14 protein-coding genes and 1 CRISPR repeat array are annotated in these 25,474 nt (G+C 35.9%); of the genes, 10 read left to right on the top strand and 4 right to left on the bottom strand.

The genetic code is table 11. The features are described from left to right. Window positions 1-144: 144 nt before the first annotated feature. Window positions 145-2,412, top strand: coding sequence for a TOTE conflict system archaeo-eukaryotic primase domain-containing protein (locus J2S07_RS18350; protein ID WP_307151864.1), 2,268 nt, complete (start codon window positions 145-147; stop codon window positions 2,410-2,412). 786 nt (window positions 2,413-3,198) lie between these two features. After that, window positions 3,199-9,230: a CRISPR direct-repeat array (repeat unit 37 nt; unit sequence GTAACAAAAGCAGTGACCCGATCTAGGGGATTGAAAC). A gap of 81 nt (window positions 9,231-9,311) precedes the next feature. Here J2S07_RS18350 and J2S07_RS18345 read toward each other — a convergent pair. Genes J2S07_RS18345 through J2S07_RS18330 form a run of 4 tightly spaced genes read right to left on the bottom strand, consistent with a single transcriptional unit; the run spans window position 9,312 to window position 15,473 of the window. After that, the gene (locus tag J2S07_RS18345) at window positions 9,312-10,778 is read right to left on the bottom strand and encodes a Wadjet anti-phage system protein JetD domain-containing protein (RefSeq protein WP_307151863.1); all 1,467 of its coding nucleotides are present in this window, start codon (window positions 10,776-10,778) and stop codon (window positions 9,312-9,314) included. Further along, window positions 10,735-13,623: an SMC family protein gene (locus J2S07_RS18340; protein ID WP_307151862.1), complete on the bottom strand. Its 2,889-nt coding sequence runs from the start codon at window positions 13,621-13,623 to the stop codon at window positions 10,735-10,737. Before J2S07_RS18340 ends, J2S07_RS18345 begins: the two co-directional genes overlap by 44 nt. Beyond that, window positions 13,607-14,266 (bottom strand): helix-turn-helix domain-containing protein, encoded by a 660-nt coding sequence (locus tag J2S07_RS18335; RefSeq protein WP_307151861.1) that lies wholly within the window; start codon window positions 14,264-14,266, stop codon window positions 13,607-13,609. The genes J2S07_RS18340 and J2S07_RS18335 overlap by 17 nt, the downstream gene beginning before the upstream one ends. Window position 14,267: 1 nt before the next feature. Further along, window positions 14,268-15,473, bottom strand: coding sequence for a hypothetical protein (locus J2S07_RS18330; RefSeq protein WP_307151860.1), 1,206 nt, complete (start codon window positions 15,471-15,473; stop codon window positions 14,268-14,270). Between the two features lie 604 nt (window positions 15,474-16,077). Between J2S07_RS18330 and J2S07_RS18325 the strand changes: the two genes are divergently transcribed. The 9 genes from J2S07_RS18325 to cas2 all read left to right on the top strand — a co-directional run bounded on the left by J2S07_RS18325 (window position 16,078) and on the right by cas2 (window position 25,452). After that, on the top strand, window positions 16,078-17,844 hold the full coding sequence (locus tag J2S07_RS18325; protein WP_307151859.1) for a hypothetical protein: 1,767 nt from the start codon (window positions 16,078-16,080) through the stop codon (window positions 17,842-17,844). Window positions 17,845-17,858: 14 nt separating this feature from the next. Then, window positions 17,859-18,821, top strand: a complete 963-nt coding sequence (locus J2S07_RS18320) for a DevR family CRISPR-associated autoregulator (protein WP_307151858.1) — start codon at window positions 17,859-17,861, stop codon at window positions 18,819-18,821. A gap of 78 nt (window positions 18,822-18,899) precedes the next feature. Continuing rightward, window positions 18,900-19,541: a hypothetical protein gene (locus J2S07_RS18315; RefSeq protein WP_307151857.1), complete on the top strand. Its 642-nt coding sequence runs from the start codon at window positions 18,900-18,902 to the stop codon at window positions 19,539-19,541. Between the two features lie 4 nt (window positions 19,542-19,545). Continuing rightward, window positions 19,546-21,957, top strand: a complete 2,412-nt coding sequence (cas3, locus tag J2S07_RS18310) for a CRISPR-associated helicase Cas3' (RefSeq protein ID WP_307151856.1) — start codon at window positions 19,546-19,548, stop codon at window positions 21,955-21,957. Continuing rightward, entirely contained in the window at window positions 21,950-22,906 is a 957-nt protein-coding gene (cas6, locus tag J2S07_RS18305) for a CRISPR system precrRNA processing endoribonuclease RAMP protein Cas6 (RefSeq protein WP_307151855.1), read from the top strand. The genes cas3 and cas6 overlap by 8 nt, the downstream gene beginning before the upstream one ends. A gap of 85 nt (window positions 22,907-22,991) precedes the next feature. Next, window positions 22,992-23,477 carry a helix-turn-helix domain-containing protein gene (locus J2S07_RS18300; protein ID WP_307151854.1) on the top strand — a complete coding sequence of 162 codons (486 nt, stop codon included), beginning with the start codon at window positions 22,992-22,994 and terminating at the stop codon, window positions 23,475-23,477. 14 nt (window positions 23,478-23,491) lie between these two features. Next, window positions 23,492-23,881, top strand: coding sequence for a hypothetical protein (locus J2S07_RS18295; protein WP_307151853.1), 390 nt, complete (start codon window positions 23,492-23,494; stop codon window positions 23,879-23,881). Between the two features lie 289 nt (window positions 23,882-24,170). Then, window positions 24,171-25,193, top strand: coding sequence for a CRISPR-associated endonuclease Cas1 (gene cas1 / locus J2S07_RS18290; protein ID WP_307151852.1), 1,023 nt, complete (start codon window positions 24,171-24,173; stop codon window positions 25,191-25,193). Between the two features lie 4 nt (window positions 25,194-25,197). Then, window positions 25,198-25,452, top strand: coding sequence for a CRISPR-associated endonuclease Cas2 (gene cas2, locus J2S07_RS18285; protein ID WP_307151851.1), 255 nt, complete (start codon window positions 25,198-25,200; stop codon window positions 25,450-25,452). Window positions 25,453-25,474: the final 22 nt, after the last annotated feature.

The raw sequence follows: 25,474 nt of genomic DNA, 5'->3' as shown, positions 1-25,474 counted from the left end.
GACACAAAATTTTATCCTTTCTTTCAGAGTCCAAATTTTGCAATAGAATTGGGCTCTTTTTGTCGTCCTACACTTCCGTTTGATATTCTCTCAAACTAATTGGATATAATGATATTAAATATAATCTCAATCTGGGGGATAAGTATGAATGAGCTCGAACAACTGCAAAAGGAAAATCACTATCTAAAACAATTATTAATTAAGATGATGCATAACCAAACCCCTACTGACACTAGTAAAATAGTAACGAAACAATCTCCTTTAATGGAGAAATTACAGTTGCTGAAAAGTTTATTCAAAGGCAGGACAGATGTTTATGCTTTGCGCTGGGAATCAGAAAATGGAAGGAAAGGGTATACCCCTGCGTGCGAATTAGAGTGGCAAAAGCCAATCTGCCAAAAGCCCATTATAAAATGCAAACAATGCGAGCATCGTAAACTGTCACCTCTCACAGACCAAGTGCTGATTGAGCATTTAAACGGTGATAAGACAATCGGTATTTATCCGTTTTTACAGGATGGAACCAGTTCATTTTTGGCAGTTGATTTCGATAAAGAGCAGTGGCAGAAAGATGTTATTGCTTTCTCTGAAACTTGTAAGTGGATGAAAATTCCTTTTCACATTGAAAGATCCAGATCGGGAAATGGGGCTCACGTATGGATTTTCTTTTTCAAAGCGGTTTCTGTAGTGGTCGCAAGGAAATTAGGATTATTTTTGTTAAAGAAAACGAAAGAGGATAATCATGGATTTGATTTGAATTCTTTTGATCGATTGTTCCCAAACCAGGACAATTTGCCAAAAGGAGGTTTCGGTAATCTTATTGCACTTCCACTTCAGAAAGTGCCTGGAAAAAGTGGAAATAGCTTATTTGTCGATGAGCAATTCGTTCCATACCCAGATCAATGGCTATACCTGTCAACAGTTCGTAAAATGACAGAAGATGATATTCATGCGGTTATTAGAAATGGTTTAGATGAACCAGTTTTGCCCCCAGAGAAAATACTTATAGAATTGAAAAATGGTATCCACATTAAAAAGGCTGGAATTACATCAGCCCTATTGTCACAAATGGCTGACATCGCTTCTTTTAATAACCCAGAGTATTATAAAAAACGTGCGAAAAGGCTCTCTACTCATGGAATACCAAGCAGAGTTCAATGCGTAAATGATGAACAGGATTCCTTGATTCTGCCCCGTGGATGTTTAAGAGAGCTACTAGATTTTCTTAAGGAGCAGTCAATCAATGCGGACATTGAGGATTACCAATATGAGGGTGAACGTGTGGATGTGAATTTTCACGGGACACTAACTTCGCAACAAACTGAGGTCGTAAGTTCATTGCTAGCAGATAGTCAAGGCACTCTATCTGCGACAACAGGCTTTGGAAAAACGGTTGTTGCCACAGCGATTATTGCTGAACGGAAGGTGAATACACTTATCATTGTGCATCGTACACAATTAATGAAGCAATGGGTAGAGCGGCTCTCACAATTTTTGAAAATACCGAAGGGGGAAATTGGACAAATTGGTGGAGGGAAAAATAAGATAACTGGCAAGGTAGATGTCGCAACGATACAAGGCTTGAATTACGGAGGTCAATTAAAATCTTTCATTACCCAATATGGACAAATTATTGTGGATGAGTGCCATATTATATCAGCGGTAACGTTTGAAAATGTGTTGAAAAAAATTCGACCCAAATATGTATTGGGACTTACGGCAACACCGAAACGGAAGGATGGAATGCACCCAATTATCCTGATGCAATGTGGACCTGTTCGTTACAAGATCGATGCAAAAAATCAAGCGAAAATTCGGCCATTTGGTCATGTATTAGTCACAAAAGAAACAAGTTTTAATACAAAGAGTACTCAATTTCATGAAATCTACGAGGAGTTGGCATCAGATTCAGAGAGAAACCTTCAAATATTTGATGATGTATTACAATCGCTGGAAAAGGGGCGCTCCCCAATTATATTAACGGAACGTCTTGAACATCTGGAAAAATTGAAAAATCAATTCCGTGGGTTTGCCAAGAATATCATTGTATTAGCAGGAAACATGAAGAAAAAGGATCAGAAAGAAGAGTTAGAAAGATTATCGGCTATTCCAAAGGATGAAGAACGGTTAGTGATCGCAACCGGAAAATACATCGGAGAAGGGTTTGATGATGCACGGTTAGACACCTTATTTTTAACAATGCCAATATCTTGGAAGGGCACTCTACAACAATATGTAGGTCGCCTTCACCGAGATTACCATAATAAACAAGAGGTTCAAGTGTATGATTATGTGGATGTAAAGGTTCCCGTTTTAAAATCAATGTATGAAAAACGGTTAGCTAGGTATAAATCGATGGGGTATGTGGTTCGGGATGATAAATCAGTATCGGAGCAGATGAAGTTATTTTAATTTGAGTAAAGTTTGGTGGAAGTCTATGCTGGATAATACATGGGCTATTTGATTTGGACCAAAGTTTAATAAAAACGGTAATATATAATGCTGCTATATAAGGTTTCATACTATTAATAAAAAAGGGCTCTCTTTGTTTAGTAAATTCGACCAAACCAATACTAGACCAGCTAGAGAGTTCCATGTGTCTGTGCAAAGCTCGTTTAGTGAACAATGGTAATGGTTTTAAGAGGAGTACAATTTGTCAGGGCACTTTACAGAATTAGTCATTTGCGATATACCGATCCCGTGTAGCAGGCAAGGTAAAAGTACTATCAAAGCCTATAAAAGATATGAGAGCAGCAGTAAAAAAACCTCTTAATATGATGAGAAGGGATCCAATGGGTATTCGATAGTGCAGCTGGGTACCCTTGAATAGCTTTAGAATAACTAATAAAGGAACTTTCTAAGTACCCTAAGGCTGTAGCAGAATACAGGAAGTAGGAAAAAAGCTCCAACAGAACTTGACTCAATTGTTCGTTGTTACGATATGACTCGATAGATAAATTAAGTTATAATAAAAGTATATTTGTTACCCGTAATTTAAAATGCTCCATATGATGTAATGAGGATAAATAATTATTTTATATGGTAATTGGGGATACTATTAGTAATAAAGAACTATATTCGAAGGAGCCACCCTTTTTATAGCAAAATGAACATATTCGAATAATTGTAATGAATTGACCAATATTTAAAGGCTGAAAACGTTATTATATCAAGGTTTAAAACGAATTTAAATTTGCGGTAACAAAAGCAGTGACCCGATCTAGGGGATTGAAACTATAGTTCTTTGTAGCTTCTTGAATGGACTTAGGTTCTGTAACAAAAGCAGTGACCCGATCTAGGGGATTGAAACCAGCAATGACACCAACCTCTATAAAGTAGCCTTGCGTAACAAAAGCAGTGACCCGATCTAGGGGATTGAAACAGTAGAAGCTACAACTGTTTCTTTCCCACAATCACGTAACAAAAGCAGTGACCCGATCTAGGGGATTGAAACCCCCAACTTGTATATTTACGATGATAAAATTCAACGTAACAAAAGCAGTGACCCGATCTAGGGGATTGAAACATTAGGTCAAATATCGGGGGAGTAGTCCCCCCTCTTGGTAACAAAAGCAGTGACCCGATCTAGGGGATTGAAACTCTTGAAAATTTGCTCTGCTTCTTTCCACTGCCAATCGTAACAAAAGCAGTGACCCGATCTAGGGGATTGAAACCTAGTTGCGTAACTGCTCCGTATAAATAGCCACCTAGTAACAAAAGCAGTGACCCGATCTAGGGGATTGAAACATCACTTGTATAGGTTTACTCATTCCGGGTTTATCTTGTAACAAAAGCAGTGACCCGATCTAGGGGATTGAAACATGAATACAGCAAACTGCTGTAATTCACCGTTTCTAATTGTAACAAAAGCAGTGACCCGATCTAGGGGATTGAAACTCATGTCACTAATCCGCATGACATCATAAAGCTTCTGTAACAAAAGCAGTGACCCGATCTAGGGGATTGAAACACATCAGAAGCCAGAAATTCATGGTCCTGTAAACCAAGTAACAAAAGCAGTGACCCGATCTAGGGGATTGAAACATAAATAATAGTTTCCACGCTTAATCCTCCGAATCTTCGTAACAAAAGCAGTGACCCGATCTAGGGGATTGAAACACTTCTTTAACAATTTCTAAACCGATACTACTTTTGTTTGTAACAAAAGCAGTGACCCGATCTAGGGGATTGAAACTAATAATAATTTCCTTTTTTAAAATAGACTCCGCTAGTAACAAAAGCAGTGACCCGATCTAGGGGATTGAAACATTTCCATCTGACCAATAAGTTTTTCTGCCATGTATTGTAACAAAAGCAGTGACCCGATCTAGGGGATTGAAACTAATTCCTTATTCTCTACAGGTTTTTTATTAGACTTTTTGTAACAAAAGCAGTGACCCGATCTAGGGGATTGAAACTCTCCTGGAGTGGTTCCAGTACCCTCTCCTACAATAGTGTAACAAAAGCAGTGACCCGATCTAGGGGATTGAAACAAGCAACGTTATCAAGAAATAAATAAGGTGATGGGCAGTAACAAAAGCAGTGACCCGATCTAGGGGATTGAAACCTAATTGTATTAGAGAGGGGATTATTTCGATAGTATCAGTAACAAAAGCAGTGACCCGATCTAGGGGATTGAAACTTAAGAAGGCATTTGGAGATATTCGCGTTCGTGCTGGGTAACAAAAGCAGTGACCCGATCTAGGGGATTGAAACTAAGGTTGCTGAGGTGCTTGCCCAAACGGCTGTTGTGGTAACAAAAGCAGTGACCCGATCTAGGGGATTGAAACCAAACGCCCAATCCTGCACCAATCAAAATAACCAATTTTTGGTAACAAAAGCAGTGACCCGATCTAGGGGATTGAAACGAATTTGAGACGGCGTTCCGATTCTTTGTCGACACGAGTAACAAAAGCAGTGACCCGATCTAGGGGATTGAAACGCAAAAAGTCCAATCCCCGTCAAGGCAACCGCACCAAGTAACAAAAGCAGTGACCCGATCTAGGGGATTGAAACCCAAAAAGCATATTAGTGTTATAAAGCTCCGAAAATGTAACAAAAGCAGTGACCCGATCTAGGGGATTGAAACAAATAAGAAATAACATGTTTAGATGCCTCTCAGAACGTAACAAAAGCAGTGACCCGATCTAGGGGATTGAAACCGACAAGTACACACACGAAACACGCGAGCAAGCTATAGTAACAAAAGCAGTGACCCGATCTAGGGGATTGAAACTTAGAGAATACAGCCCGCAATTTGCAGCACTAGGCATGGTAACAAAAGCAGTGACCCGATCTAGGGGATTGAAACTTTCTACACAATCCGACACAGAGGGGGGCTTTGTAGTGTAACAAAAGCAGTGACCCGATCTAGGGGATTGAAACTTATATAAGGCATTAGAAACCTTAGATAAATTTGTGGAGTAACAAAAGCAGTGACCCGATCTAGGGGATTGAAACTGTTTTAGACAAAGACTATGCTCACGTTGGATTATGGGGTAACAAAAGCAGTGACCCGATCTAGGGGATTGAAACTCTAATGCAATTATAGGAAGAATGGGAACTAATCAATGTAACAAAAGCAGTGACCCGATCTAGGGGATTGAAACCAGATTTAAGGGCATTCTCTACGTGCTGCACGAGGTTTGTAACAAAAGCAGTGACCCGATCTAGGGGATTGAAACAAATATCTCTCCTTTTTCGATATGGTGCTCTAATGCTCGTAACAAAAGCAGTGACCCGATCTAGGGGATTGAAACGTATCTATGATGACATTTCCTGTTGCTTTATCGAAGTAACAAAAGCAGTGACCCGATCTAGGGGATTGAAACGCAACTAAATAAATAATATCACTGGAGGCGGTTCGGTAACAAAAGCAGTGACCCGATCTAGGGGATTGAAACTAAGATCACTAAAGATGAAATTGGAAGAACCATGAATGGTAACAAAAGCAGTGACCCGATCTAGGGGATTGAAACTAGGTAAAACGAGATATGCTTCGAGATACATTTTGAAGGTAACAAAAGCAGTGACCCGATCTAGGGGATTGAAACACATAACTAAGTGAACATGAGGATGACCTTTTTCTTCGTAACAAAAGCAGTGACCCGATCTAGGGGATTGAAACCTTTTAAAAGTTCTAGAAGCTTCAGTAAACTTGTCTGTAACAAAAGCAGTGACCCGATCTAGGGGATTGAAACCTAACTAATAATAATTAATATTTTTGTATATTTATTACGTAACAAAAGCAGTGACCCGATCTAGGGGATTGAAACCTAAAAGGTTATCTACTATTTGGTCTTTCAAATCTATGGTAACAAAAGCAGTGACCCGATCTAGGGGATTGAAACATTTTTTACATAAAGAAGACTGAAGAATATAATACCAGTAACAAAAGCAGTGACCCGATCTAGGGGATTGAAACTTATGAAGAACTACATAACTAATTCGGACCCTTCTTAAGTAACAAAAGCAGTGACCCGATCTAGGGGATTGAAACTAAAGGAAAGCTTGATAGCTCCTCGATGAAATCATTGTAACAAAAGCAGTGACCCGATCTAGGGGATTGAAACTTGATAACGTTGGAGCGTATATCATCAAGTATATGACTAGTAACAAAAGCAGTGACCCGATCTAGGGGATTGAAACCAACATCAATCGAGATCGTTTGTGTGGAACTAGCTGTAACAAAAGCAGTGACCCGATCTAGGGGATTGAAACATGGGATCAATTTTAGTTACTTCATAGGCCTTTCCTGTAACAAAAGCAGTGACCCGATCTAGGGGATTGAAACAAACAACGATAGCCACTTAAACGCAAACATATTATTGTAACAAAAGCAGTGACCCGATCTAGGGGATTGAAACTGGAGCAACTGGCCATCTTCTTTTGTTTTTATCCTTTTCGTAACAAAAGCAGTGACCCGATCTAGGGGATTGAAACCTAGATTACTAGCTTTTAGTGCCTCTGAATTTTTCCGTAACAAAAGCAGTGACCCGATCTAGGGGATTGAAACTTTCAGTCATTTTCAACACCCTTTCTCAAAGTTTTTTGTAACAAAAGCAGTGACCCGATCTAGGGGATTGAAACTAATGATGAATGCTCATTGCATGGCAAGGTAACCATAGGTAACAAAAGCAGTGACCCGATCTAGGGGATTGAAACTAGAGAAATCAGACAGCGTTTTTGCGACCTTTTCAGTAACAAAAGCAGTGACCCGATCTAGGGGATTGAAACGAGAAGAAAGGGAAGTTATAGACAACTTTGAAGGGGAGTAACAAAAGCAGTGACCCGATCTAGGGGATTGAAACCGACTTAACGTTAGGGCTTCCAAGTCAATTAGAAGAGGTAACAAAAGCAGTGACCCGATCTAGGGGATTGAAACGTTCAGTTGTCGTGTATCGTTTTAGTTGTTTCCAATGTAACAAAAGCAGTGACCCGATCTAGGGGATTGAAACAAATGAAAAAGAGGCCCTCGAAAAATCCCTTCAATTGTAACAAAAGCAGTGACCCGATCTAGGGGATTGAAACTTGCATCCTCATTACCTTTCTGAAAAAGCCTGGAGTCAGTAACAAAAGCAGTGACCCGATCTAGGGGATTGAAACTATCTTCTCCAAGAAAAACTAAGTTATATGTTTCCTGTAACAAAAGCAGTGACCCGATCTAGGGGATTGAAACTTCTGGTCAATTAGTACTATAAGGCGGATTATTACGGTAACAAAAGCAGTGACCCGATCTAGGGGATTGAAATCACTCAAAAGAACCTTCGCTTTGAGTTCTTGCTATTGAGTAACAAAAGCAGTGACCCGATCTAGGGGATTGAAACCTAAAATAGAAATTAATACCTTCTTTTTCATAATTTTCGTAACAAAAGCAGTGACCCGATCTAGGGGATTGAAACCTCATTAACGCAGCTGTATCATCATCGAGCAGCTCGTGGTAACAAAAGCAGTGACCCGATCTAGGGGATTGAAACGACAGAAACAATTGTGACTCCCTAAGGATCCCTCGGAAGTAACAAAAGCAGTGACCCGATCTAGGGGATTGAAACTTCATCCTGCAAAGCATTGATTTCTTCGAGTTGCATGTAACAAAAGCAGTGACCCGATCTAGGGGATTGAAACAACCTCGAAGTGCACCATTTGTGTCTGGCCGTCTAGTAACAAAAGCAGTGACCCGATCTAGGGGATTGAAACCTAACTTTCGAGACCGTTCCACCTTTGTCAGTAATGTAACAAAAGCAGTGACCCGATCTAGGGGATTGAAACCCTAGACTTTCAATCTGAAATCACGAGCATTAGATAAGTAACAAAAGCAGTGACCCGATCTAGGGGATTGAAACACTACTAAGGAGGCAACAAACAGTGGCTTCAGTATAAGTAACAAAAGCAGTGACCCGATCTAGGGGATTGAAACATATTTATAGGAGTAGTATTTTTCTGTAGAACAACGTAACAAAAGCAGTGACCCGATCTAGGGGATTGAAACCTCTACAAAATGCCATGAACAGCCTCTTTAATCATGTAACAAAAGCAGTGACCCGATCTAGGGGATTGAAACTAAACTAACTATATACAAAAGTTCATAGTTATTATATAAGTAACAAAAGCAGTGACCCGATCTAGGGGATTGAAACTTAACAAAGAACAGGGCTTTCTTTTCAGGCACTTCCTGTAACAAAAGCAGTGACCCGATCTAGGGGATTGAAACCAGTTACTTTGTCGCCAGTCTGAAGTTTCTTAAATTCGTAACAAAAGCAGTGACCCGATCTAGGGGATTGAAACAAAAGAATTATGGAAACTGAGACTGGTTATAATCGTGAAGTAACAAAAGCAGTGACCCGATCTAGGGGATTGAAACCCTATTAAAGTCTGACCCTCCGTACTTAATAACCCTGTAACAAAAGCAGTGACCCGATCTAGGGGATTGAAACAGGTTTCCACTTTGCAGACACTAGCATCACCCTCTTTCGTAACAAAAGCAGTGACCCGATCTAGGGGATTGAAACATGTATTGGTAGTGGCACAACAGGTGAAGCGTGTAAAGTAACAAAAGCAGTGACCCGATCTAGGGGATTGAAACTATAAAAACCCACTCCTTGAAGAATATGTGGACGGAGTAACAAAAGCAGTGACCCGATCTAGGGGATTGAAACCGTATGTTGGAAGGTGCCATACAGTTTATTATTCAAACGTAACAAAAGCAGTGACCCGATCTAGGGGATTGAAACTTTCGTATTTTTTATTAACTTATTACGTAAAACTATTATACAAAACAAAAAAACACGGCTACTAATGTAACCGTCTTTTGATCAAGATAGTCTAATACTTTCTGCTACAACTTCTTTTTCAAATGTACTTTTCTTAATTAGATTTGAAAAGAATTCTTGTTCTCCTTTATAGCCGGTTTCTTTCATAAGAAACAGCAATTCTTTAATTTGAAATGGTAAATCTTCGTTTAGCAATTGCTGTAATTCTTCTTTGTCAATCTTTGTTAATTCTTTATAAATACTCAGCTTTGAAAACCAGTTTGTATTAAAACCAAATAAATATATAGGAATTGGTAGGTTTGCTTTTTTTTGAAAATGATCAGCAATTAAAAAACCGTAAGGATCTAAATCACACCAAAAATATATACACTTCAGACCTAATTTTACAGCTTCCGAGATAATTATTTCTTCTTCAGATGAAATATAACCACTGCCGAATAATATCGCCCAATCGTTATTATTTAATAAATTTCTCTTAGCAATATTAATAAAAAGATCCTGATTTTCAACTATCAACAATTTATCAGCAGCCCATTGGGTGATTTCCATTTCTGCAATCATATCACGTGGAAGCGGTAGATACCCTTTTATGGCTAATGAATTTCCTTTCGTACCATTCCACTTCCATTGAAAGGCACCGGAAATTAATACTTCATTCCTCGCCTGGTATAAGCCAAACCTTTCTACACCATTAACGATTTTATCTAATTTATCTCTATCACTTTTCGTAAATGTTTTTGTATCATGAAAGAATTCTTGGGAAAATTCCTTTAGATATAATTGCCGGCCTGTATTAGATAACTGATAAAGGCCCCAAATTCCTCTTATTAACTTTAGGTAAACTCCTTTTGAGGTTCTGGGAAATATCATTTTTGCCTTATCTACGCCTTCAATCACATAATTACTAGAATGTTCATGATGCTTTTGATTAACGTAAATTAGATCGGATAATGTTTTAGCATTATTTGAGCTGGGTGGAACAAGGGGAGGAAAAGGATTCTCCTCCCAATGAAATATCTTTTTGCTATTTATACCTAAAAAAGCTTCAATAGACTCTGTCATCTTTTCATTATAATAAACATGGTGTATGTCCCATTGATTAATTCTTGAAGGGTCCTTCTTCTGTCGCTTTATTAAGAATCCATGTGTATGGAGTTTGTCCATCGTTTTTTCTATGATCGTAAAGCTCCACTTCTTATACAATGTCTCTTTCCATGAACTCCATCGTTTTTTATTTCCCGATTTGTACAAATCTTTTAAAATAATTTTGGCTACTTTGATTTCTAAAACTGTTAGGAATTGAGACGGGTTAATTTGGCGTTTGTTCAAGCCAACAGTTTCTATTTCATGGGTACGAAGCTTATTGTGGTAGCTGCAATTTTCACATACACTATATCTTATTTTTTCTCGGATGTGTAATCCGTTCTTTTTTTTCCATGTTCCCCATTCATTGATATATTTTAATTTATGACGATGCTTTGAACTGGGTGTGTTGTTTAATGAATTCATCATTAATCACTCCATATGTAATAGGTGGAGCCATTGCTTGATTTTCTTGTTTTGGCTTGAAATTAAGTGACATATTTGCAAATGGAAATAGTAATTTAAGATTTTCTGAATAAGGCATTGCAATAATATATTGGGCGCCTGTATCCTTTAAGAAATGACTTACTAGTTCTGTTCGTTCTTGATCTAAATGAGCAAATGGCTCATCTAGAATCATAAAGTTAAGCATTCCATCGGCTTTTACCGCAGCAAGAGTTAATAGTAGAGAAATTATCACTTTTTGACCACCGCTAAATGCTGTTTTCGTTCGATAACTCTCAGGTTCTTTGCCATGAAAGCCAATCTTATAATCAATCTTCCATTTTTCATTCCCAACATTCATTAATTTTAATGTGGCATTTATATTTCCTTCCGCGGCTAATTCTTCTAATGACCTTTTTACTTTACGAAAAACTTCTTCAATCATATCGAAATATTCTTCTTTGGCTTCATCATGTTTTTTCTTTAACTGTTCAAGTTTGGCTTCTGTATCGCCGATTTCTGAGAGATGATTTTGCAATAGTCGTAAATGCATATTGTATTTTTCTTCAAGAGCAACCATATTTTCCTCACTTGGAAGGATTGGCTCCCCAGTATTACGAAGTTGTTTAATGGCGTTTTGTAAGCTCATGATTTGGGCATTATAATGATCTTCAGTTTCAAGAGACCCTAAAAAAGATGTATCATTTAGTTTTTGCATTTGGTTTTTAGAAAACTTAGATACGATCATATTAAATTCTGACTCAAGGTTTTCTATTGCTGTTGAAATAATAGAGATTGTTTGTAGGTTTTTCTTTTGTTTTTCTGAAAAGTTCTTTAATTTTTCATTTAATTCACCATGACGTCTAAAATTGTCTCTATATTGCTCAAGGACTGTTCCTTTTTCAGATTGGATTTTTTCAAGCTTATTTTGTAGTTCAAAAATATTGTTCTTTATGGATTTTAGTTCATGATTAGCTTTTGAAAGTTCACTTTCTTTATTTGGCAATAATATTCGCATCTCTTGATCAGTAATAGCCTGTTTTTTGCCCTCAATCCTCAATGCCAATTGTTCTTCTATTTTTCTCTCTGACACTAAATTTTGGGAAATATCCTTTAGTTCCACTTGTAATTGTTTAAGCTGAAGAAGATAGGATTGCCTACCACAATATATTCCCTTTGGCTGGATTGAGCGACCTCCACGAGAGACTACTTGATATGGAGTCGGAGAATGGAGGAGAGCACTATAGCCTTGTTGAACCCAATTCCATGCAGATTCAATGTTTTCAGCCATCATGAAATTTTTAAATCTTTCTAGATACCCTGTAATTCTATCGTCTAAAACCTCAATTTTAGTTAAGATTGATTTATTAGTAAATGACAGCGCAGTTGGTTTAAATGGTGAAATCCAATATGGGTAGCCGATTTCTTGTGCGATTTTCATCGTTTCCACAATAGAATGTTGATCAACGGTAATCGTAAATCTTTCATTACCTAGTAATGCCTCTATTGCCTGACGCCAATTATTGTCTGTAATCTCAATCTGCTCTGCTAGTATAAGATGGTTCAATTTATGCTCTTTTAATTTGTCGATCATTTTACTAACGATTGAAGGATACATTGAGCTATTAGTCTTTTGAATGTGCTTAATGTTAGCAGTTATCTCTTTTTGACTGTTCTCAAGCGTTTGTCCGGCGGTAATTTGTTTTTTATAAAGATTAGTTGTTTCATTTAATTCACGATTTAGTTTTTCTATGGAAAGGGGTTCAATGGACTTATATTTATTAACAAAGGTATCCATTTCAAGGACAGTTGCTTCCAGCTTCGTCTTCTTTCCAATTAAGTCATTAATTTGAATATGTGTTTCAGAAACCTGTCCTTCTAAGTCAGTGAGTAGACTTTCACTTTTCTTAATTTCATTGTTTGTTTGTAATAATTCAGCATTGGTTTGTGTAATGTTTACTGAGTACTGACTTTCTTTATCTTTAAGCTTTTTCATCTCTAATTCTTTAATCTGTTGAGCATCTTTCGTATTTTTAGCTTTTGCCAAAGGTTGCTTGAAGAGATACTCCTCTAGCTGCTGTTCATTTATTTTAATTTGTTTTATTCGATCGATCTTTTGTTTCACGTGTTGAATAATTAGTTCCTCTTGCTGTTTTTGTTTTCCAATCTCTTGATATTGCTGGTAAAGCTTTTCTAGATGTATCTGGATTTCAGCAAACTTTTCAATTCTTTCTTGCTCCCCGCATATTTTAAGCAAGTAATCTGCGAGTTCCTCTTCGTTAAAGTTTAAAATACTTTCAGTATTTCCTTGGTGGAAGCTGAATACATGGGCTAAAGTTTTAGACATCCCAACTAGTTCCATTTGGTCTAAGTACTTGCCAACCTCAAGCCAATGAAGATTCAGCCCTAAATGCTTATCTAAATCAAAAATTCCATCAAAGATGATATATTCTCTTTTTATTTGATTATCATTTGTAAGTCGACACACAACTGTTACATCATCCTTAAATTTACCGATATTTTGAAATGGACGTTTTTGAAAATCTGGATGGATGGTATTATCGTAGCGTCCAAGTATGTAAATAAAATCAACATGTTCGCGTTCAAAAAAAGTCTTAAGGGTATGTCCATTATCAAATTTAGTTGCACCAAACAGTACACGAAACATGTTTAGGAAGGTAGTCTTTCCTGAACCATTTTCCCCGTTTGCGATAGTGATTCCAGGGTGAATTAAAATCTCCTGCCGGGGAAGGTAAGAAAATCCCTCTGCTTCAATCGATATAAGCCGTAGTGGTGGGAATTTGTGTTTTCTAGATAGCTGATTCATAGTCAGATTCCTCCTCTGTTCCTTCATCTTCTTTTAAGAATAGATCTTTTACCGCTCGATGCTGTTCCTCATTCTCGTTTACTAAAAACTCAATTATTTTCCCTTTTATTTTTTCATACATAGTTATTGAATCAAGAGCAGTGGTTAAACGAGGACCAGCCTTATAGGCACCTTCGCCTCTAACGGTTTCAATAAAACCCAACTGTTTAAGTGTGGTAAGGATACGTCTTAAGTTTGATTTACTTCCGAGTTGATTTTTATAGTTTTCAAAAAGCTGCTCTTCACTTATTGTTATTTCTTCAATTTGTTTTTGCCGAAACTGCCGATCATATTTTGGGAGAATTAGTAAACACCATAATATTGTAATCATCGCTTTTGCAGATGTACTAAGATTCATGGAACCAAGCTCTTTTTCAAACGTGTGATTGAGATTATAAATTTCCTTTTTTATTCTGGCATCGTAATGATTAGAAATCGGGTCGTCAACAAATTCATAGCCAGTTTGGTTCAGAATGCTTATGACTTGATTACGGAGACGATAATCATAATGTAAAACAGAGAGTTCATCTCTTGGAACAGGCCTTGTTGTTAACATAGCGCAAATTTCTTCAGTACTATAATCATTAAAGTTAAATTTGTTCAATTTACTCCCTCCTTTGAATAACTGCTTCCGATAGTATTTTTAGTATTTTTCGGTTAAACGTTTTGGTGTTAATGGATGTGTGCATTTCAAACGGGGATGATGGCCGATTGCTTAGATAATTTACTGAAGCAAGAAACATAAAGATTTCCTTTTGTGAATGGAATTGAAAAAGAAATTCTTCTAGATTTAGGTTACTTTTCTCGGATAATGAATCTTTAAGATAATCCATCGTTTTTTCAATATAGCTAGGCTCTATATTTTTTGGGTCCTCATACTTTCCATAAACTCTAGGGCTAATTTGTCTAGAGGAGCGTAGTCTTTTTAAGTTTAGAAATTCCTCAAAAGCAGTAATTATTCCATCAGGATCGATCCATTTTGTATGAGATGGGGTATAGTGATTATCTTCTAACATTTTGGCTAAAGTATCGAAAGAAGCTTGATATAAGTAACGATCTACATCTTCTTTTGTAAAAACACCATTTCCTATAGAAGCAAGTTGTAAAAGAGCCTTTTTACGATATTCAAATAGGCTCGTAATTCTTAATTCAAAGTTAAGAAGGGATTGAATTGAATTTTTATCTTCTTCTGTAATGTCCAGGTTGTTTTTACGTTTATATTGATTAATTTCTTTAAATCTTTTTATAAAATCTCCGATATTTCCTAGAAACTTATCTGTTTTCTGAAGCGCATCTTTAATCCGAGCCTCATTTTTGGAAATAAGCGCAGCCTCAATCTCTTCAATACTTCTCATAATGGCATGTATGGATTGATTACGAAGAAACTCGAGGGATGTCAGTCCTAGTTTCATTTGTTCCGCTGCTTCTAACATATCCTTTAAGGCATGCTGAAAGGCCATACTATCGAGCTCATCACCTTTGTACAAAAAAGGTAGAAATCTAGTAAATAGCATACCCGAATTAGAAAATCGGTACGTTAATGTCCCGTCCTGCCGGTTTAACCATCCACCATCTATTAAACTGTTGATTATGGAATCAAGTTGCTTCTTTGTATAATGTGGAAACATTGCCTCCATATCTGCCTTTGAAAAATTCCCACTCATCTGAGAACTGGATAATTGCATTATGAGATGCATTTTGTGTTCGAATAATTCTCTTGAACTAGTTAAGTGGCTCAACAATTGAAATAAATATGAGAAACCACTAATATACTCGATCTTCGGAAGTTCCTCTATCCGAGCTTCCTCCAATTTCCCCGCCTCCTCTTTTCCTCTATTAGTAGAATTATGGACGGGTTTAAGCGAAGGTATACCCTAAAATGATGTAGTAAGATATGAAAAAATAGAATGAGTGGATATTAAATGGTTATTGGGAATAAACAAACTGAAAAGGGTGTCTGCTTGTGAACAAATGAAACTTTCTTTATTGATACAATATAATTCCCTAATAATAATTAATTTATTAAGTTATTTATGTATAGAAAACTAATAATCGGAAATCGTAATTTTAGAGGAGGTGAGTATAAAATGAAGTTTAATGAATTTTTGATTATGATTCTTGTGTTATTAGTTGCTAGAAAATAAAAATTTCTTGTAGAAGTTTTTACAAGGGTTAATCGAAAAGATCTAATAGTAACTAGAAATAGGAATAAAATACAATGTCGAATCAATGAGCTTTAAATGAAGTTGACCTAATACTAGGGATTGAAAATAATAATTATTCAATTACTAAGTTTAAGTTTGACCCGTTTTAGGGGACTTTTTGGTTAATCTGTGAACAAGCAAAAAAATGGGAAGGATTCCCCATTTTTTTGTCGAAATCTAGGGTTAGCTTTTTAATAAAGGGGGGAATAATTTGAAATTAATCTGGGTTGAAAAAATAACTAATTCTTACTCAGACTGCTTAAAAGCATTTGGAATTGCAAGTATTTTAAAGTCAGTAATTAATAATCAACGTGAACAGATTTTTATAAGTGATTCAACTTCTCATTATTTAATTGAATTGCCCCATGGAGTCTTGGAAGATTGGGAAAAAATTGTGGAAGAATTAGAACCATTTTTTCCACTGCCTGTTTTAAAAAACGACGAAGAAGTTGATGGAAAAACTTCTGATGCATCCACTATTTATCTAAAAAAAGAAAAGGAAAGACGAGAGGTTTTTCAAATTTTTCAAAAAGATAATCAAGGAAATAAACAAAATAGTGAGGGGCCCCCTCCAGAGCATGACCACTACCATATTTATTCTCTTTATCAGGGGATGAAAGTAATAACCGCACATAATAAGATGGCTGAGACATTCCAGAGGGATCCTGAGTTACTGAAGGTTGTACTAGAATGGATATTCAGAGCCTGTACATCACCTTTAATTGATTCAGAGGAAAGAGTAAAAGTTTATAAGGAAATAGTCAAAAAATATGAACATGGAACGGGCAAAAAGGTCCCCTTGACATCTACTGTTAATGCTCTATCATTTTTTAATCCTATGCAAGCAAAGGGAGTTAATAATCAATCATCAGCTGGGATTAGTCCAAGTGGGGTAAAGAGCTTTGTACTTGATGAGTTTTTTAAAATGGTTGGGGTATTGCATTCATCTATAGGGAGATTGGTAAAAGTAGGAACTAGATCCTATGATTGCATGCTCCAAACTATAGAACCACAAGAGATTCAAGTTACGAATGTAAGTGCTATTGTGAAAAATATTAAAACAAAAATAAAGGCACCAAGCAGAACATATTTAGAGTTTTCAACTTTATCGTACACGATTTCAGAAATTCTCCGCTTTTTACTTAATAAACAATTAGATTTAAAACCGTCCCTAATTGAATATGCCCGTGGTTTGTATTGCACCTATTTTAAAGATTTAGGAAATGCAAAGGCAGTGATGAACCTGTCCTATTATCATTTACCATCATGGGTGAAATTTGGGAACCATGATGATGTAGGGGAATATAACGTATTATTTGATGACCTAATCTCAAAATGTGAAAAAATTAGACGGGATGAGAATTTACTACAGGATCTTGATCAACCGTTGAATCAGTTAGTTACATTTATTTCGTCCGGCCGATTAGAATCATTATTATTCTTTGTCCAGGAATATCATTTTAAAGTTTTTGCAAGTATTTATGAAAAAAAATATTGGCTAAAGTTAGAGCCTTTTTCAGTAAAGCAATTACAGGAGGTCATTATGAAGAGTAATCAGCCTTTCTCAAAAATAGTTAAGGATGATGGCTTTATTAATCTTTCTAGGGCTATCTTTTCGGCTACATTAGGCTTGCAATATCAGGATAAAAGTATTAGAAAATACCCTGTTCATTATGATTTACAACATAGACTAAAACAAAATGCTCCTTACGCTGAAAAGTTTATTGCCACGTTAACTGATTTTGCTTCAACATTTAATAATGAAAATGCAAGGGTGTTTGAATCCAATCGAGCAAGAGGGAATACCGGACCGACGAGGAAAAATATTACCGATAAAGACCTTGCCTCTGTCATTCAGCTAATTGATGAATATGGAAGTAATGTTGTAGGGAATTTATTAGTTGCTTTTGGCTATGCAAAAAAAGACAAAACAAATGAAGTTGAAACTGATAATACAGAATCCTATATTGAAGATTAGTGGAGGGATGTTAAATGTTAAAGGATATTTACTCAATCTCGATTTCAGGAGAGCTATCGCTTGATTTACATGCTCTTAATAACGAAAGAAGCGAAGGAAACCATACATTTACTAGACAGGTGACTGTCTTAAATAAAGAAGGGGAACTGACTTCAGTCAACGCTATTTCTGGTGATATGTTTAAGCATATTCAAGCAAAACATTTACATAGGATTAGCCTTGATGAAGGTTTAAATTTATGCAATGGTTGTTTGAATTTTGATTCGAACAGAATTGCTAGTGATAAAGAATTCACATCAAGCTATAAAAAAGAAACACCTGACGAAGAGGTTTTTAAATCGATTATTACCAGATGTGTGCTCGATGATATTGAAGGAATGATGGCCACTGCTAATAATAAAAATGTTGCCAGAAAATCAATCATAGAGTTTGGTTGGGTTGTCGGAAAGCCTGAAAAAACGCATACAGAAAGCTATTTCCATCTAAAAAAGGCTACAAACGCAAGTATTGTCGATGAGAACAAAGCAGAGAATTCAGGCCAAAATATTTTTTATCGTCCATTAAATACTGGTGTTTACGCTACTGTTATTCATATGGAAGCGGCTCGAATTGGTCTAAATGAAGCGTCACTTCATTATGATATTGATCAAGAAGAAAGAAAAAAACGATATGATGCATTATTAAAGAGTGTTCTCTACACGTTTCTGAAAACGGAAGGAGCAATGAGAGCTTCACAAGCACCTCATTTACAGGATTTTAAAGGTATGATCACAGTTAGTTATTCAACAATGCCAGCTCCATCCGTCAGCCCATTAAATGATGAATACAAAAATGAAATTGCTAATATCTCAGCAAATCTGAATGAACTTTCAAATGAAAAGCAAGTTGAGCTATTACCATTTGAAAGTATAAGTGAATTTACAAAAAATATTAGGGATCTAATGGAGTACAACCCAGGCTCAATTAAAAGAAGGTAGGTGTAAGTTTTGTACCTCACAACAAAATACATGCCTGTCTCTCTTTTTTCATTGCGGGAAAGCGACGCAACAAATGTCGTGGCAGCTACTTATTTACATCCTTCACCCTTTTGTATCAAAATGACCCTTGTTTCATTATATTTACAGTTATATGGGAAGGATGGAGTAGAAGAATGGGTTACCTTTTTAAAGGGATTACCAATATTTATAAGAGGTTCCTCAGAAATCGTTGTTAATAATACGATGATAAAAATACGAAAATTTAATGACAAAGCAAATAAGGCAGACAAAGATGCAGGAACTAATATTAATTCAACGGTTAGCTACAGAGAGTTTGCATTTCTAAATGATCCAATTGAGATTGCTTTTTATACAAATACGCAAAACTACGATAAATATGAACAAACCTTAAAATACTTACTACTGCACGTGAAGTATTTCGGTAATAGAGGTTCATTTTTTCAATGGAAGGAATTTAATGTGATTGATAGTGAGCAGTTGCCGTCGTGTTTTACGAAAAAGCTGGACCACTTTTTTGATATGACTCAGTTAGGCATTCTGAAAAAAATGGATGATTTTCACCAAGATATTACCTTTGAAAAATTAAACATTTTTTCTGATACTAAAAAGACTAATATCCGCTCCCAAAATATTTATGTCTTTCCTTATGAGAAAATGTATTCCGCACGTTCCTACACTTATTATAAGCAAAGAGGGTGAAGTATTGTTATTAACGGAAGAAAAAATAGACCTTGTGTTTAAAGAGATGTCTAAAAAACTGGATAGTAATAAACAAGGCTTCACCCCACTTGAGTTCCAAAAGCAAATTGTCCATGCTCATCTAAATGAAGGAAAGAATGTTATTTTACATGCTCCAACTGGTGCGGGCAAAACTCTTGCAGCATTAGCCCCATTTTATATCAGTAAAAATTTATCTGAAGATATCAGTTATCCCAATCAGACAATATATGTCTTGCCGATGAGGACGTTAGCACATAGTCTAGCTAAGGAAGCTAAAGAAATATCAGAATCGTGGAGGGTCACTACTCAGACAGGAGAACTGCAAGAAGATCCCTTTTTTATAAATGGTGATGTTATATTTACCACGATTGACCAAGCGTTGAGTGGTGCACTAACACTTCCTCTGTCTTTACCTGAACGATTAGCTAATATTAATGCTGGAGTATGGCCTGGCAATTACTTAATCTTTGATGAGTTCCATTTATTAGACCCAAAACGATCATTTCAAACAACGATTCACTTGCTGAAGCAGCTATGTGTAGAAATGCAACTAACTCGATTTACAATTATGACTGCTACCCTATCAAGGGAATTACGTGAAATATTAGCAAAAGAGTTGAATGCTGTACATATAGAGGTTTCAGAATCTGATTTGCCAAAAATAAAATCACAGTTTAATAAAAAACGGAAGGTAGTAACTCATTCAGCAAGGCTTAGTGCTGATGAAATTATAGAAAAACATAACGCTAAAACAATCGTAATTGTAAACCAAGTTGATCGGGCAAAAGCCTTATACAATGAAATTAAGAACAATACACTAATTGATACAGACTTGTTTCTTCTCCATTCACAATTACTATCTGATGAGAGAAAAAGCGTTGAAGGAAAATTAAAAGACTACTTTGGGAAAAACCGTAATAATAAAAACGCTATTTTGATAGCAACACAAGTAATTGAAGTTGGATTAGATATTACTTCAGATACTATGTTGACAGAAGTGTCCTCCGCCCAATCATTTCTTCAAAGGATTGGGCGAAATGCGAGATTTGAGAAAGAAGAAGGAGCGGTTCATGTTTATTCAATCAAAGATTATGAGAGTGATCGTCCATGGCTCCCATATGAAGAAGACGAAGTTTCAGATGCAGAGTCCTATTTACAAGCTCATAATAACACCTATTTTGATTATTTGACCTCCAATGCGATGATTAATGAATTATATGGCCAAAGGGATAAAGAGCTATGGGAGCAAATTAAGCTTAATCTTGGAAATCACTACAAAGTAATGGCCAAGGCTTATGAAGAGCATAAAAAGGGACTAGCTAGTGACCTAATAAGAAGTATTAAATCCGTTTCGATCTTAATACATGATAATCCACCAAATGACGAGGACATATATCTTTATGAGACCATTTCAATATCACTAGGAAAAATAAAAGGTTTTATTTCTCAGCTAATAAAATCTAGTATTGTATTCCAAGGGAAAATTCAAAAAGTTGTATACGAAAAAAAGAACCTTACCCTAAGGGATATTGAAGGCATAAAGGACGTCCAAACTCATGACCTTATCATCATTCACCCATCATTAGCAGCATATAGAGAGAACTCAGGTTTAGAATTGGGAACTCCTAGTGCGGATAAAACATATAGATTCCCTTTAAAAAATGATAAGAGTATTACGAAAAGATATGATTATAAAATGGATACGTTTCGGGAACATGTACAAGCCTGTCTAATGGCCTTTCAACAAATATGTTATCCGAAATCAATCCACACAATCAGCCGATTGGCAAAAGCTTTTAATATTGAAATGGAAGATATAGAAAGGATTATTCGGTTTGTCATTATTACTCATGATATAGGTAAACTAGCTAAAGAATGGCAAATTAAAGCAATGAATGTTCAATTATTGGCAGATCCCAATTTTAATCAAGAAACATTACTTGCACATATGGATAACCCAAGCAGAAAAAGAGCAAATCTCCCAGAACACTCTGTATTAGGAGCAGTAATTGCTAATTATCTGTTTAAAACAGAGGTAAAGTATAGAGAGTTTGAAATCCCCGTTTTAACAGCAATTGCCCATCATCATTCAGCAATTGTGGAAAGGTTTGAGTGGCATAAGCCATTTAAAGGAACAAGAGAACTGCTATTCATATTAGAAGAGAATGGCTGGTTGTTCTCCATAGAAGAGATGTTAAACTCCCTTAAGTTTGCAGAGGAGAAAAAAGTGAAAAAAAGTTGGAGTGATCAATGGAGTTACTGGCATGTTGACCATAAACAATATTGGTTGTATTTATTTTTAGTCCGACAGTTGAGAATTAGTGACCAAAAGTCTTTTGAGTTCATCGATGACATAAGAAAGCAAAAAGCTACTATAGGAGACAAAAATGGATAATGTGGCAATCACGGATTTTTTAAAAGAGTTAAAATTAATTCAATTAAAGGCTTATTATCAAGCCGGAAATAATAGTGTTCATCTTCCTTCCTATCAAGGGTCAACATTTCGAGGAGTGTTTGGACATGTTTTTAAGAAAATAGCATGTATGTGTCCAAAACAAAATAAACATCATGAAAATTGTCCTTATGCATATATTTTTGAAACTAGTCCCCAAAAAGATGTTAGTGGGGTGATAAGTAGTGAAGATATACCGAGGCCATTTATTATAAGTTCAGATACAAAACAACATTACTCTCCAGGTGAAAGGTTTGCCATTAATGTAACATTATTTGGTAATGCGGTTGGGTATATCGAATATTTTATATATGTCCTTTTCCATATGGGGAATATGGGATTTGGGAAAGGCAATCAACAAGCAGAGTTACGACAAGTTTTTTTGGTCGATGAAAATGGGGATTATCAAAATCAAATATTTCAAAAACAAAAAATTACGAACGTTGACTTTGTATTAAACGGTGGAAATTTCTTAGAAGATAAGAAAAATAAATCAAATGTTCAATTATATTTTGTAACGCCTGCCCGTATTAAATACCAAGGTCATTACATCGACACCCCAGATTTCCATAAAATTTTCCGTTCAGCAGTCCGCCGAATAACCTCTCTACTGTATTATCATCACAAGCAACAACAGCTTGATATTGATTTTAAAGAACTATTTAAAAAAGCAGAAAAGGTAAAACTGGTTCATTCAGATGTTTCGTGGTATGACTGGGAGCGCTACTCCAACCGGCAAAAGGAACGGATGAAATTAGGGGGGATTGTGGGAAAGGCAACATATGAAGGAGATTTAGAACCATTTATTCCATGGCTGCAGCTAGCTGAATGGACACATATCGGAAAAAATACTACCTTTGGATTAGGGAAAATTAGAGTAGTTTTTGATTAAAAAGTTGTTATTGCCCAAATAGGGCTTTTTTTGGCGCCTGAGTTTTGTTTAATTTGTTTATAATGATACTTAGGAGGTGTCATAAATGATTGAACAAAGAAAAGATGAAATTTTCGAAGTTGTAAATGATTTAGAGAAGGTTTTAGATAATCTACGTGATGCTTCAATCAGTTTACCAATCCAAAGAGCGATAGATGTGTTGAGAAGAGCTATGACTGTACAAGTCGGTGATAAACAAATAACTTTCTTTTCAGATGATACAGTCGAATTTAAACAATATATTGAACCTTCAATAAACTCAGAAAAAGTAGATGAACAAAATTATGTAGATACAAAAACAGTAGCTGATTACTATGGTGTTACACCTGAAACAGTGAGAAATTGGATTAAACAAAACATTATATCAGGTCACCAAATAGGTGGACCACGTGGTAGATTTATGATTCCAAAAGAAGAGTTTGAATTTTTGAAAGCCAAAAAAGAGTATAAAAATGAAGAAACTGAAGTGATTATGAAAGAGTTGCTGGGTGATGATTATACTGAAGATTGGGAGAGTGAAGTAGAAGAATAAAGGAGGAGCATACAATGATTGTTGTTGCACGGTATACGAATTTTGTTGCTCCTAGATTTATTCATAAAAGTAAAAGAAACCATGAAGTAAACTTGCTCGATCGAATGCTCTTCCTTCAATCGCAGGGTTTAATGAAAATATCTCTGCACAAAGCTGTTCAAGCAGAAATATATTCGATTCTAAGAGTTGGGAGGATTAGGGTGAAAGGTCCAGTGGGGAAAAGGATAGCGAAAGAATTTCCTCATCATGTTATCATGCACTTTGTTCATAAATATTTTGACCTTTTTGATATTGAATATATGGACTCGCTAAAAAGTATTAATTTTACTGATAAGGAAACATACAAAAATTTGTTATCTCAAGAAATTGAATATCATTTAGGTATGAAAAATCAATCAATCTAGAGAATATTTTGCCAATAGGGGATTGGTAATTGAAAAATTAAAGGATCCTTATGATTTTCATATAATGGTAGCTGCAATACAGGATTCGGCAGATTATTTGGTTACCAATAATATAGAGGATTTTCCTAACCCATTGGGAAAATGTCAAGTTGTCTCATCAACTGAGGTTTCTTTGATTTTACCAATATACCCATAAATAAATTTTGAATTTAAAAAAGCCAATTAAATGGCTTATTTTTTTTGCCTTATTTGGAGATAACTAGATTAACAATACCAGGGAGGAAGAAAAATGCTAAAGGAACTTATTATTGATGAATACGGCATAAATCTTCATAAGGTTAGTGAACGACTAGTGATAAAGAAACAAGGAAAGGTGGTAGAAGAGCATGCAATTAAAGAATTACAAGATTTAGTGATTGGAAATAAGTGTGGAATGTTTTCTATAAGTCTTTTACAAGAGTTAATTAAAAATGGGGCACAAGTTCATTTTGTAGACTTTAAAGAAGAGCCGTTTAGTACCTTATATACTCCGGCACATCATGGATCTGTCAAAGCACGCCGAGAGCAGTTAAGGGGTTATCATGATGAAAGAGGTATTGAACTGTCTAAGGAAATTTTAACGGCGAAAATACAGAATCAAATTAACACGCTAAAATACTTTTTGAAAAGTCGTAAGGAACTCCCGATGGCAGATGAATTAAGAGATCAAACTGAAGCTATGAAAATGTATATTCGAAAAATTAGAGAGGTAGAAGGGACATCCATTGAAAATGTCCGAAGTGAAATTATTTCCCTAGAAGCGCATGCGGCTAAACGATATTGGAAGGGAGTAAAAATAATTTTAACTGAAAAAGGTATTGAGTTTCAAGGACGTGGCTGGCATTTACAAGATCCAGTCAATATGATGCTAAATTACGGATACGCTATATTACGGACTCGTGTTACATCTGCCATTATACGAGCAGGACTTGAAACCTATGCAGGTTTTTTCCATGTAGACCGTTCCGGACGTATTTCATTTGTATTGGATGTAATGGAAATTTTTCGCCCTTCTATTGTTGATCGTCCAATAATCTCCTTAATAACAAGGGGACATAAACCAAAGACTGAGGAGAAAGAAGATGGTTCTGTTTTTCTCGATAATCGAACTTTAAAACTACTAAGAGAATATTTACATGAAAGATTGGAAGCAAAAGAAGAATTTAAAGGCAATGATTATCATCTTCGAACCATTGTTCAGTTACAGGCAAGAGAGATTGCCACCTATTTTAGGGAAGGGAAAAAATTCAAAGGATATATATCGAGGTGGTAAAAATATGAAGGTGCTTTTAATCTATGATATTACTGAAGATAAACTACGTACTAAAACGGCTAATATGTGCAAGGATTATGGTCTTTTTCGAGTACAATATAGTGCTTTTTTTGGTGAAATTAGCAAGAACCTTCACGGAGAATTAGTCCGCCGATTAAAGCATTTGCTTAAAGATAGTGGAAGAAGTGTATTTTGCAAGAAAAAAGTACATAAAAATGCAATAAAAAATGCAGAAGCTTGCCAGCCTTATTTAAAGTGATTATGATTGACGGGATAGTGCG

This window comes from Anoxybacillus andreesenii, from assembly GCF_030813005.1.
Classification (GTDB): domain Bacteria; phylum Bacillota; class Bacilli; order Bacillales; family Cytobacillaceae; genus Robertmurraya; species Robertmurraya andreesenii.
The sequence above is the reverse complement of the archived record's forward strand: the minus strand, read 5'-3'. Positions and strand labels throughout refer to the sequence as shown.